The sequence below is a fragment of the Bacteroides sp. RTP31139st1_H2_RTP31139_211217 genome (assembly GCF_040227615.1).
Lineage (GTDB): Bacteria > Bacteroidota > Bacteroidia > Bacteroidales > Bacteroidaceae > Bacteroides > Bacteroides uniformis.
Map to the genome: position 1 here is coordinate 1 of NZ_JBCNZM010000140.1, position 13,031 is coordinate 13,031.

Consider the following 13,031-nt stretch of genomic DNA (forward strand, 5'->3'; position numbering starts at 1 on the left):
AAGTAGCCCCTCCCAACTCTTTATCGGGAGGAGTACCCGTTTCTCTACGGATGCGTTCTTCCAGTTCCACATTCATCCGGGTCACCCATGCTTCACCGCCAAAGGGAGATTCCGGCTGGTTGAATCCCAGATGTCCGTTCTCACCCAACCCTAAAATCAGCAAATCAATGCCGCCACGGTTCGCAATTTCCTGCTGGAAATCCCTGCATGACTGTTCAAAATCACCAGAAATGGTAGGCAGCATCAAAAAATTCTCTTCCTTGATGCCCAATGTATCCATCAACTCCGTTTTCAGCATCGTGTAGCATGCTCCGGCATATTCGCGCGGCACATTCGTTACCTCATCCAATCCGAAGAAAGTAACGGTATCCACCTTAAATGGATATTTAGTATAGATTTCTCCCACCAACCGATGAAGATTGCCGGTAGTACGTCCCGTCGAAAGTCCTATCACACTCTCCGGTTCATTCAACATCTGCCCGATGATGCGCCATGCAGCCGTGCAGTCAAACTCCTTTTCATTCTTTGTTATTGTTATTTTCATATTCTTAATCATTAATTCCTAATCACATATTCATCGCCACCGCGCCGGCCCCCAGAAGCCCGATAAATCCGGGATTCAGTTTCGTAATGACAACCCCGTTGCTGACAAAACGCATGGTCGTAGGATGAAGTTTCTCCAGAATCTTCTCGTGCATATACCCGTCGGCCACAATGCCTCCACCCAACACCACCGTGTCCGGGTCAATCACACGTACCAGATTCATGATAAGATTGGCAAGCGCCTCAGCTGCATTCTCCACCAGCACCGTACAGAGAGGGTCACCTTTCTGACTAAGTGCAAACACCTCACTCACAATCACCCGTTCCCCTTTTTCAGCCGGAATATGCAGGCCGGTCTCATACTGGTTGCGGAGCAGACGGGCACAATTGTCAAAACCTATGCCGGCAGCAATCGCCTCCACACAGTCCATCCGTCCACAACCGCATTTAATGCCTATGTTCACACCTACACGCACGTGTCCCACTTCGCCGGCATTGAAATGGCTGCCACGGATTTGTCTCCCATTTATCACCGTACCCACGGCAATGCCTGTACCTACATTTACGTATATAAAGTTTTTGGAAATTTGTCCGAATCCCCAGACGCGCTCGGCTCTTGTAGCGCTCTTCACATCATTGTCTATATGGCAAGGCATGCCATATATGTCCGACAGTTCCTTTGCCAACTCAATCCGCTGTGTCCTGCTCGGGTCAATCTGCAGCCAGACACCTTCGTTGGAATCTACACGCCCTATCAGGCCAACACCCATCGCTACCGGTTTCTGGTCATACCAGCCCACGGTACGGATATAATCATCGAGCGACGACTTGATGATTTCCAGCGCAGCCTGCTGATTAAAGTAACCGGAGTCATATTTCTTATACCTCAAAATGTTGCCACGGCTATCCATTTCGCCAATCAGCAACTTCGTGCCTCCTAAATCAAGACCTAAATACGTTTCCATTTTTTATATGCGTTTTTTAATATTGTTTACTGTCCACAATATTACGCACTATCAGGGAGACAAGGGTTTATTCTCTGACAAAAAAGGTTTAATACTTGTCAGCGGTGGTTCAAAAGCAGTCTTCATGGCTCTAAATTTTGCTGGGACTGGTACCAAACTGCTTTTTGAAGCATGTACTGAAATATTTCGGGTCAGAAAATCCGACCATATTCGCCACTTCCCCTATCGAATATTTCCGGGAAACCAGCAGCTCTTTTGCCTTGTTCAAACGGACAATGCGGATGAAGTCATTCGGTCCCTGCCCGGTCAGCGTCTTTATCTTATTGTAGACAGAAGTGCGGCTCATGCCCAGCATCCGGCAGAAGTCATTGATGGAGAATTCCGAATCGGACAACTCCTCCTCAATCACTTTCATAACCTTGTCCAGGAACTCCTTGTCCAACTGGCTGGTATAGTCTGTCTCTTCGGGCTGCGCATCCATCGCCAACACGGTTTCGCGCAAATGCTGCCTATTCTGAAGAATATTCCTGATACGCACTTTCAGCACAGACAAGTCGAAAGGCTTGATGATGTAGTCATTGGCACCGGCCTCCAGTCCGAAGATGATATTTTCCCTCTCACTCAGTGCGGTCAGTAATATAATAGGTATATGGCTTGTTTCTACCGATGATTTCAGAATCCGGCACAATTCATCACCTTCCAGTACCGGCATCACAATGTCCGAGATAATGATATCAGGATTGATTTCCCTTGCCGTCTCCAATGCCTTTCCGCCGTCGGGCACGGCAACTACCTTATATTCGGAAGACAAGCTGTCCACCAGATACTCCCTCATATCCGCATCGTCCTCCGCCAGAAGAAGGACATTCTTCCTGGCACGTTCCGTTTCTTCATGCACAGCCCCGGTAGCGGCCTGAGCTTCTTCCTGGCCGTCAGCCTTCGCTTCCACCGCCACGCTCGCCTTTATCCTCTGCGGGAAAGTTACCGTAAACGTAGTTCCCTGCCCTTCCACGCTACTGAAAGAGATGGTGCCGTGATGCTGTTTCACAATGCGGCGCGTAATCATCAGACCGATACCCGAACCGGTTTCCTCAAAGTTCATGGCATTCTGGGCTCTATAATATTCGTGAAAAATATTGCCCTGCTCCTCTTTCGGAATGCCGATACCCGTATCCTTCACTTCAATAGTCCACTTCTTTCTTGCAGTCTTCACCAGTATGTGAATGACTCCCTTCTCTGTATACTTCAAGGCATTGGAGAGCAGATTGTCTATGATATGATCCATCTTCTCCCGGTCAATCCAAACCTTGGGCATATCCGGCTCCACCTCCAACTCTATCCCGACGCTCTTCTGCATGGCGGCTAAATGAAACTCCGCCATCTTTTCCTCCAGATAAGCCTTAATGTCGTATGGAGAAACCTTCAGACACTCCTCGGCATGCAGTTCCGTTTTCTGCAACTCAAGCAGTTGAGTAATCATTCCCATCAGTTTTTCCACATTCTTCATTGCCACCGCAACGGTTTTCTTACCCTGCTCCGGAAGTCCCTCCTGCGCTTCGAGCTCGCTCAGCGGAGCCTTTATTAAAGTAACCGGTGTACGGATATCATGGGCTATACTGATAAAGGAACGTATCTTGTCCCTTATACGCCCCTCGTTCACCTTATGCCTCCTATACTGCACAAACATGTAGACAAAGACAGACAACAAGATGAAATAGAGGAGCAGCGCCCACCACGAAACCCAGTAAGGGTTATGAATGACAATGTCCAGACTTCTTTCTCCCACCTGCTGCCCGGTGTACTTATCAAATGCCCGCAAGCGGAATACATACTTACCGGACGAGAGATTCATATAGCTCACGTTCCGCACTGAATTGGAGTGTTCCCACTCCTCATTGTGATTTTCGAGCCTATACTCATACCTGATACGATGCGGGACTGCAAAGTTGATGGCAGAGAAGGAAATAGAGAAGGAGTTTTGATTATACTTCAAATCTATTTTCCGGGTATCATTGATATTCGTTTGCAAAAGAGAGCCTTTCATTCCCGCTTTGACCGATTCGTAAAGCAGTTTAAAGTCTGTCAGAATCAGCTCAACAGACACATGGGGCCCTAAGTCCAAAGACGGGAGAAAGGAAAGAACCCCTTCTGCAGTGCCGAAAGCAAGACATCCATTCTTCAACTTAAGGGCAGCATTCGGGTTGTAATATCCCCAGCTGACATCCAAAAAATCATTGGCACTGATGATAATATCCCGGGAGCAGTCCAAGCAATACAATTCCTTCTCCGTACTGAACCAGATACGCCCTTCGTTATCCTCCAGCAGGCTGTTGATGGAATTGGAAACCAGATTGTCATCTACGGTATAGGCATGCGCCTCTTTCCCATCCGGCCCAACACGTATAAGGCCTTCCCCGTCTGTAGCCAGCCAGGTATCGCCGGATGAGGACTGCATCAGGCAACGGACAGGATAATGCAGAGAGATGTCTCCAAACGTCTGATGCCACTGCGTGTCTCCCGACTTCTTATCAAAGACGGCCAACCCGCTGCAACCGGCAATCAGTAATGAGCCCCCCTTACCCGGCTTTATGTCACCTATGCAATCAATCGGGTAATATGTATAAGTATCCGTCCGTATATCGTAACGGGTAAACTCTCCTTCAATACCACCTAACCAGACATAATCCCCTTCCGCATAAATGGCATAAACATAGTCGGTGGCCATTCCCTTCTCCGGATGTGCATTTCTTTTCTCTTTCTTCTGTACCCGTCCGGTCTGTTTATGAATACAATAGACACCGATACCATAGCCACCTACCCAGATGTTTCCCCCGGAGTCTTCGGCAAGCGCCAATACCACTTTGCCACTATATTCCGTACCGTCCAGATAGTGGGTCCATTTGCGTGACCGAGGTTGATAGAGGCTGACGCCGTTGTTTGTACCATACCAATAATCTCCCTCCGAGTCCTGAAACATCACATTTACATGGTCCGACTTCAGGGAATTATCATTATTGCGTTCGTGCCTGATTCTATAGACATCCGGCATCTCCGGATCCAGATAGCTGATGCCATTCGTAGAAGTGCCAATCCATACAACTCCGGATTCATCCACACAAATATCGGATACCGTATTACCACTCAAGCTTTTGTCATCATCCCCGTTATTCATATAATGGTTCAAAAGTTCTCCGGTAGCGACATCCATGCAAAAAACACCTGCACCGTCGGCTCCCACCAGCAGCAAATTATCCTTTGTCTTTGCAAACGAACGGATAGGTACATGAGGAATCCGGTCATTCAAGGAATGTATTTGCCCTTCGGGACCGTCAAGCACAAATACGCCGTTTGAAAAGGTACCGATGAACAGCTTCGCTCCGAAGACATAGAGCGATTCCACATGCATCTCTGTATGCAGGTCAACCGGCCTCGTCTCAAAAGACGAAGAACCTGCCGCTCCTGCCTTCGTCAGCCGGAAGACACCCTTGTCGGTGCCTGCAAAAAACACTTCATCTTCCATTTGGACCATGCAACGGACAGATTGCCCCTTCAATCCGGCAAAAGACAGTCCTGCACTTTCTTCCCAAGAATAAAGCCCCTTCGACATACACAACCACAAACGGTTTTCGTCATCAAACAGCATATTATACAATACCGGAGAAGGCAGGTAATCGGCCAAGTCCACACGCAATTGGAAAGAGTCCGTCAGTTTGTTGTATGCATAGATTTTTCCATTCTTCAATGCAACCCAGACAATACCCTCCTTATCACACATCATGGTAGTGGAAGACTGGATATTGTCCCTGGAATCAATCATTCCGTCCAGCTTGTAATGCTTGATTTCATTCCCGTCATAACGATCTATCCCGACATGAGTATACACCCAGACAAATCCGGCTGAATCCTTGTTTATCTGGAATACTTGCCGACTGCCCAATCCCTCCTTGATACCCAAGGTGCGGAATGAACCGGCAAACAAGTCAGCGGACAAAAAAACGAACACCCATAACAGCAAAAATGTACATGTAACGGATTTATATGGAAACGGATATGGAGCAGACATAGGTCATATATTGTTTTTCGGATGCAATATTACGCATAAATATAAAAAAAACGGTCGAAAAACTATCCGAATAGGTTCGATTTCTATTACTTTTGCCTTCCGAAACCAACAAATCATGAGAAGCCATGCTCAGTAAGTTCAAATTAAACCAGCTCTATTTCAAGGACACACAGTTTGCCAACCTCATGACACGGCGCATTTTCAACGTCCTTCTGATAGCCAATCCTTACGATGCTTTCATGCTGGAAGATGACGGCCGCATCGACGAAAAGATATTCAATGAATACACTTCGCTCTCCTTGCGCTACCCTCCCCGTTTCACGCAGGTTTCCACTTGCGAGGAGGCGCTGACACAGCTGTCCTCCATCTCTTTCGACCTCATCATCTGCATGCCGGGCACGGGAGACAACGACAGCTTCGACGTGGCACGATACATCAAAAACCTGTATGAACAGATTCCGATGGTGATACTTACCCCTTTCAGCCACGGCATCACCAAGCGTATTGCCAATGAAGACCTCAGTCCCTTTGAGTATGTGTTCTGCTGGCTGGGAAACACCGACTTGCTGGTTTCCATCATCAAGCTGATAGAGGACAAGATGAACCTGGAGCACGACGTCAACGAAGTGGGTGTGCAGCTCATCCTGCTGGTGGAAGACGGCATCCGCTTTTACTCCTCCATCCTGCCCAATCTGTATAAATTCGTATTGAAGCAGAGCCAGGAATTCTCTACTGAAGCACTGAATGCCCACCAGCGCACACTGCGCATGAGGGGACGTCCCAAAATTGTACTGGCACGTACCTATGAAGAAGCCTTTGGCATCTACCAAAAATATAAGAATAATATATTAGGTGTCATCACCGACGTACGCTTCCCCCGCGTAGAACGGGGCGAGAAGGACGGACTGGCCGGTATCAAGCTCTGTGCCGCCATCCGCAAGGAAGACCCGTTTGTACCCCTTATCATACAGTCCAGCGAATCGGACAACGTAGCGTATGCAGCCAAATACGATGCCGCCTTCATCGACAAGAATTCCAAAAAGATGGATGTGGACCTGCGCCGTATTGTATCAGACAATTTCGGCTTCGGCGACTTTATCTTCCGCAACCCGGACACGCTGGAAGAGATTGCCCGCGTAAAGAATCTCAAAGAGCTGCAGAACATTCTTTTTGCTGTTCCGGCAGAATCATTCCTTTACCACATCAGCCGCAACCACGTCAGCCGCTGGCTCTACTCGCGTGCCATGTTTCCCGTGGCAGAGTTCCTGCGGCCCATCACCTGGAATAGCTTGCAAGACGTGGATGCCCACCGTAAAATTATCTTCGAGGCTATCGTGAAATACCGCAAGATGAAAAACCAGGGAGTAGTGGCAGTCTTCAGGCGCGACCGCTTTGACCGATACTCCAACTTTGCCCGTATTGGCGACGGTTCGCTGGGAGGCAAGGGGCGCGGACTGGCTTTCATCGACAACCTGGTGAAGCATCACCCCGAGTTCGAAGAGTTTGAGAATGCCCGTGTCGCCATCCCCAAGACCATCGTGCTCTGTACCGATGTGTTCGACGAGTTTATGGATACCAACAATCTGTATCAGATAGCCTTGTCCGATGCCGACGATGACGTCATCCTGCGCTACTTCCTCAAAGCAAAGCTGCCCGACCGCCTGGTGGAGGACTTCTTCACCTTCTTCGACGTGGTGAAGTCGCCGCTTGCCATCCGTTCGTCCTCGTTGTTGGAAGACTCGCACTACCAACCCTTCGCCGGCATCTACAACACCTACATGATTCCCTATCTGGACGACAAGTACGAGATGCTGCGCATGCTGAGCGATGCCATCAAGGGAGTATATGCTTCGGTCTACTTCCGCGACTCGAAGGCATACATGCAGGCAACGAGCAACGTTATCGACCAGGAAAAGATGGCTGTCATCCTGCAAGAGGTAGTGGGCAACCAGTATGGTGACCGCTACTACCCCAGCATGTCCGGTGTGGCACGTTCGCTCAACTACTACCCCATCGGCGACGAGAAGGCAGAAGAAGGTATCGTCAATCTGGCGCTCGGTTTAGGTAAATACATCGTGGACGGTGGCATGACGCTCCGCTTCTCGCCCTATCACCCCAACCAGGTGCTGCAAACCAGCGAAATGGAGATTGCCCTCAAAGAGACTCAGACCCGCTTCTATGCCCTCGACCTGCGCAATGCCGGTCACGACTTCTCCATCGACGACGGCTTCAACCTGCTGAAACTGCACGTCAAAGAAGCGGAAAAGGACGGAGCACTGAACTACATAGCCTCCACCTACGACCCTTACGACCAGATTATCCGCGACGGGCTTTATCCCGGCGGACGCAAAGTCATCACCTTTGCCAACATCCTGCAACACGACGTATTCCCCCTGCCACGCATCCTGCAACTGGCTTTGAAATACGGAGAGCAGGAGATGCGCCGTCCCGTAGAGATAGAGTTTGCCGCCACCATGAGCCGCGAGAAGGACAAAACCGGCACCTTCTACCTGCTGCAAATCCGCCCGATAGTCGACACCAAGGAGATGCTGGATGAAGACCTTACCGCCATTCCGGACGACCAGGTACTGCTCCGTTCCAACAACTCATTGGGACATGGCATCATGAACGAGATACATGACATTATCTATGTGAAGACAGACGACTATAGTGCCTCCCACAACCAGGAGATTGCCTGGGAGATAGAGAAGCTGAACCAGCAGTTCCTGGACGAAGGCCGCAACTATGTCCTTGTAGGTCCCGGACGCTGGGGTAGCAGTGACACCTGGCTCGGCATCCCCGTGAAGTGGCCGCACATCAGCGCTGCCCGCGTGATAGTGGAAGCCGGACTGACCAACTACCGGGTAGACCCCAGCCAGGGAACCCACTTCTTCCAGAACCTGACCTCCTTTGGAGTGGGATACTTTACCATCAACGCCTTTATGAATGACGGCGTATACAACCAGGAATTCCTGAATGCACAGCCTGCCGTACACGAGACGAAGTACCTGCGGCATGTACATTTCCACCAGCCAATGGTGGTAAAGATGGATGGCAAGAAGAAACTGGGAGTGGTGCTGATGCCCGAAGAATAAATCAGTCCGTCAGCCGGTGCAGCACAATCATCACCACCTCTGCGGGAGCAAACATGCGGATGGCTTTCTGCGAAGTGCCGATGCCGTTGGTGACAATCATCGGGATGTTCTTTGAGTTGTACTTCAGCCCGGAGAGGAACCGCTGCCCGTAGTGCGAGGGGACTATCGGTGCATAAAGCCCGAACAGCGTCACCTGCCCGCCATGCGTGTGTCCGGCCAGGATGAGATCGGAGTTTGTCACCGGGACGTCCTCGGCATAGTCTGGCGTATGCGTCAGCAGGATTACGAAATCGTCGGGCGAAAGGCCGAGTGTGGGCGATGTGCCGTTCTTGCCCAAGTCGAAAGGATTGCGCACGCCCGCCACAAGAATCCGCTCGCCGCCACGCCGCAGGGTGTCCACCTTATGCTCCAGCAGATGCATGCCATAATGCCTCATTTCGCGCACGATGTCGTCATAGCAAGCCTCGTAGTCATTGTTGCCAAGCACGGCATAGGTGCCCAACGGCGTCTTCACTTGCGCCAGGGCAGCCATGACGGGCGGCACGTACTGGCAGCCTTCGTGAAAGTCGCCGCCAATCAGCAGCACGTCGGCCTTCTGGTCTATGAGCAGGCGGACCAGGTCCTTCAATCCCTCCTCCTTCAGCAGGCTTTTGTAGTGCAGGTCGGAGACAAAGGCGATGCGGAAGCCCTCGAAGGCGGCAGGCACGTCGCGATGCGTGAAGTCGTACGTCTTAATGCGGCTGACGCCCTTATAGGCCGAGCCTACGTGGGTGGTTTTCGATGTGATTCTTGTACCTCGCTGCACAATTACCTTTTGTACCGGTGCCGTTTTCTTTATCTGCTGTTTCTTTACCTCGCCCTTCGCCGGCTGGCGGCGGACATTACGCAAATCAGACTGGTCAAAGGTGAACATCGGCGAAAGGCGGGCGGGCAACCCGATAGTATCGCCAAGCTGCGTGCTGTCTGCCTGCATGACTGGCTGCGGCAACGACACGGTAATCATCCGCTTGGAACGGCAGGAAGACAAGAGCAGCAGAGAAAGAATGGATATGTAGACTAACTTCTTCATCATAAGTGGGTACAAATATAGGGATTTTCAGTATTTTTGCTGGCAGATGCCGAACTAAATTGGAACTACGATGAACGAGATTAAACAGAATTCACCCTACGCATGGTTTCTCGCCGCCCGCCCCAAGACGTTGACGGGAGCCATCATCCCGGTATTGCTGGGCAGTGCCCTTGCCTTCAGCGACGGACAGTTCAAGACCGCACCCGCCCTGCTGTGCGCCCTCTTTGCCTGCGGCATGCAGATTGCCGCCAACTTTATCAACGACCTCTTCGACTTCCAGAAAGGGACCGACCGTCGGGAAGACCGGCTGGGGCCGCAGCGCGCCTGCGCCGAAGGTTGGATTACGCCGGCAGCCATGAAAACCGGCATCGGCATCGCACTGACACTGTCGTGCCTGGCAGGGCTGGCAGTGCTGTTCACCGTCTGGGGGCAGCTGCCCCACGGAGGCTGGGAACTGGTGGTGCTGGGCGTGGTGTGCATACTGTTTGCTTTCCTCTATACCACGCTGCTCTCCTATCGGGGCTGGGGCGACGTACTGGTGCTGGTGTTCTTCGGCTTCGTGCCCGTATGCGGCACCTACTACGTGCAGGCCTATACGCTGAATATGGATGTGGTGGTGCTGTCGCTCGTCAGTGGCCTCGCCATAGACACCTTGCTGATGGTGAACAACTATCGCGACCGCGAGCAGGATGCCGTGAGCGGCAAGTGTACGCTGGTGGTACGCTACGGCAAGAAGTTCGGTGAGAATATGTATCTGGCACTGGGCATCGCCGCCGTGCTGCTCTGCTTCTGGTTTGTCTACACGGGCAAGCTGACTCCACTGGAATTTATCTGGGCTCCCTGCGTCTATCTCTATATGCACGCACTGACGTGGCGCAAAATGATACAGATAGGTAGCGGTAAAAAGCTGAACAGCATACTGGGCGAGACGTCGCGCAATATGCTGTTCTTAGGATTACTGTTAGCGGTGGCGCTGAATTGAGAGGTTAGAGGTTAAGGATTAGCGGTTAGACCCTAATCCCTAAACCTTAACCTCTACCTCCATACATCTGTTCGTAATACTTCTGATAATCACCGCTGGTCACTTCTTCCACCCACGGCTGGTTGTTCAGGTACCATTCAATGGTCTTGACGATGCCGACCTCGAACTTCGTCTCCGGATACCAGCCCAGGGCATTGGTAATCTTTGTGGGGTCGATGGCATAACGCTGGTCGTGACCTAGGCGGTCTTTGACGAAGGTGATAAGGTCTTCGTTTATCCAGCTGATGTCAATCGTGCCGTCGGCGGCTTTTACTTGTTTCTTCAGCACTGCACGGTAACGGGGTTCTTCCTCCATCAAGCGGCGGACGGTGGCAATAGTCAGCTTCACGATTTCAAGATTGGTCTTTTCGTTGTGACCGCCTACGTTGTAGACTTCGCCTTCCACACCCTCGCGGACAACCAGGTCGATAGCTTTGCAGTGGTCTTCCACGTAGAGCCAGTCACGCACGTTACTGCCGTCGCCATAGACGGGGAGGTTCTTGCCTTCGAGAATATTCTTGATGATAAGCGGAATCAGCTTTTCGGGGAAGTGATAAGGACCGTAGTTGTTGGAACAGCGGGTGATAGTGACGGGCATCTTATAGGTATCGTGATAGGCCATCACTACCATATCGGCACTCGTCTTGCTGGCGCTGTAAGGGCTGTGCGGGCAGAGCGGGGTTTGCTCTGTGAAGTAGCCTTCGGCACCAAGTGAGCCGTAAACTTCGTCGGTAGACACTTGATGGTAACGAACGCCTTTGCGCCAAGTGGGATAACCGGACTCGTCCTTACCCGTGACCCAGGCACGGCGGGCGGCATCGAGCAAGTTTTGTGTACCCAGGATGTTGGTCATCAGGAAAAGCTGGGGATTCTCTATGCTACGGTCTACGTGGCTCTCGGCAGCAAAATTCACTACGTAATCGAATTTATACTTGGCAAACAGTTCGTCGGCAAGCACGCGGTCGCAGATGTCACCTTTTACAAAAAAGCAACGTTCATCGTCAATGTCATTGGCAATGGTGCCCAGATTGCCTGCGTAGGTCAAGGCATCCAGTATCACCACTTTAATATCATTATGTTTTGCCAGGATATATTTAATATAGTTGGCGCCGATAAAACCGGCGGCACCGGTTACGAGATAAGTCTTCATGAGAATTAAAAATTATAAATTAAAAATTAAAGTCAGCGGGCCTTTATAGGAGAACTATTCTCCTTCTCTTTTTGGGGAACAAAGAGTTCATCGCTTCGATTCAGCCAGTTCCATCAGGTATTTGCCATATTCGGTCTTGCCAAGCTGTTCACCCAAGCGATACAGCTGGTCTACATCTATCCAGCCCTTGCGCCAGGCAATCTCTTCGATACAGCTCACGCGGAAGCCTTGACGGTTCTGGATGGTGGCGACAAAATTGCTGGCTTCCAGCAGGCTGTCGCAATTGCCGGTGTCGAGCCAGGCAAAGCCACGGCCGAAGAGCTCCACTTTCAGCGTGCCCTCGTCCAGATAGAGACGGTTGAGGTCGGTAATTTCGTATTCGCCGCGAGCAGAGGGCTTCAAGGAGGCGGCTTTCTCTGTCACGGTGGAGTCGTAGAAGTACAGTCCGGGGACGGCATAGTTGCTTTTAGGATTGGCAGGCTTTTCTTCCAGCGAGACGGCTTTGCCGTTGGCATCAAACTCCACTACACCGTAGGCACGGGGGTCCTTGACGTAATAACCAAAGATGCAGGCACCCTTGTCTATGGAAGCGGCACGCTTCAGCATGGCGGAGAAGCCTTGACCGTAGAACATGTTGTCGCCCAAGATGAGGCAGCCCGGTCCGCCGTCCAAGAACTCTGCACCCAGCACAAAGGCTTGTGCCAGTCCGTTGGGATTCTCTTGTATCTTATAGGAAAAGGACATACCGAGTTCTTCGCCGGTTCCCAGCAGCTCGCGGAACATGGGTAAGTCACGTGGAGTAGAGATAATAAGCACTTCGCGAATTCCCGCCAACATCAGTGTAGAGAGCGGGTAGTATATCATCGGCTTGTCGTAGACGGGCATTATCTGCTTGGAGATAGCCTTGGACAACGGATAGAGACGAGTGGCACTGCCACCTGCAAGAATAATTCCTTTCATATTTCAGTTCTTTTTCGGTGATACTTCAAAATGGAGAATAAAATAAGAAGGAGGACGATGCCCCACGGCTCTACTTGCTATTCGGGTACAAAGATAATGGAAAAATTCGATTAAGTGAAGGCTTGGTTTCATCTTTTTACTTCATTGCTTTGCTTACTCCGGTAC

General features: G+C 50.9%; 8 protein-coding genes. 2 read left to right on the forward strand and 6 right to left on the reverse strand.

Features of this window, described 5'->3' with window-relative positions:
- From ABUA47_RS18580 to ABUA47_RS18590, 3 genes are all read right to left on the reverse strand, one after another.
- The coding region (locus tag ABUA47_RS18580; RefSeq protein ID WP_349831877.1) for a 6-phosphogluconolactonase at positions 1–544 on the reverse strand (544 nt) is incomplete at its 3' end.
- 22 nt (positions 545–566) lie between these two features.
- Complete coding sequence (locus ABUA47_RS18585; protein WP_035449096.1) at positions 567–1,508, reverse strand: ROK family protein; 942 nt, start codon at positions 1,506–1,508, stop codon at positions 567–569.
- Between the two features lie 130 nt (positions 1,509–1,638).
- Positions 1,639–5,571, reverse strand: a complete 3,933-nt coding sequence (locus tag ABUA47_RS18590) for a hybrid sensor histidine kinase/response regulator transcription factor (RefSeq protein WP_035449097.1) — start codon at positions 5,569–5,571, stop codon at positions 1,639–1,641.
- 125 nt (positions 5,572–5,696) lie between these two features.
- On the opposite strand from ABUA47_RS18590, the gene ABUA47_RS18595 reads away from it, so the two are divergent.
- Entirely contained in the window at positions 5,697–8,666 is a 2,970-nt protein-coding gene (locus ABUA47_RS18595; protein ID WP_005827042.1) for a PEP/pyruvate-binding domain-containing protein, read from the forward strand.
- A gap of 1 nt (position 8,667) precedes the next feature.
- Here the strand turns inward: ABUA47_RS18595 and ABUA47_RS18600 are convergent, their stop codons facing one another.
- On the reverse strand, positions 8,668–9,735 hold the full coding sequence (locus ABUA47_RS18600; protein WP_034523237.1) for a metallophosphoesterase: 1,068 nt from the start codon (positions 9,733–9,735) through the stop codon (positions 8,668–8,670).
- A gap of 70 nt (positions 9,736–9,805) precedes the next feature.
- On the opposite strand from ABUA47_RS18600, the gene menA reads away from it, so the two are divergent.
- The gene (gene menA / locus ABUA47_RS18605; protein WP_005827044.1) at positions 9,806–10,717 is read left to right on the forward strand and encodes a 1,4-dihydroxy-2-naphthoate octaprenyltransferase; all 912 of its coding nucleotides are present in this window, start codon (positions 9,806–9,808) and stop codon (positions 10,715–10,717) included.
- A 46-nt stretch (positions 10,718–10,763) separates the two neighbouring features.
- Here the strand turns inward: menA and rfbB are convergent, their stop codons facing one another.
- The gene (gene rfbB, locus ABUA47_RS18610; RefSeq protein ID WP_005827045.1) at positions 10,764–11,906 is read right to left on the reverse strand and encodes a dTDP-glucose 4,6-dehydratase; all 1,143 of its coding nucleotides are present in this window, start codon (positions 11,904–11,906) and stop codon (positions 10,764–10,766) included.
- An 87-nt stretch (positions 11,907–11,993) separates the two neighbouring features.
- On the reverse strand, positions 11,994–12,866 hold the full coding sequence (gene rfbA, locus ABUA47_RS18615; RefSeq protein WP_005827046.1) for a glucose-1-phosphate thymidylyltransferase RfbA: 873 nt from the start codon (positions 12,864–12,866) through the stop codon (positions 11,994–11,996).
- Positions 12,867–13,031: the final 165 nt, after the last annotated feature.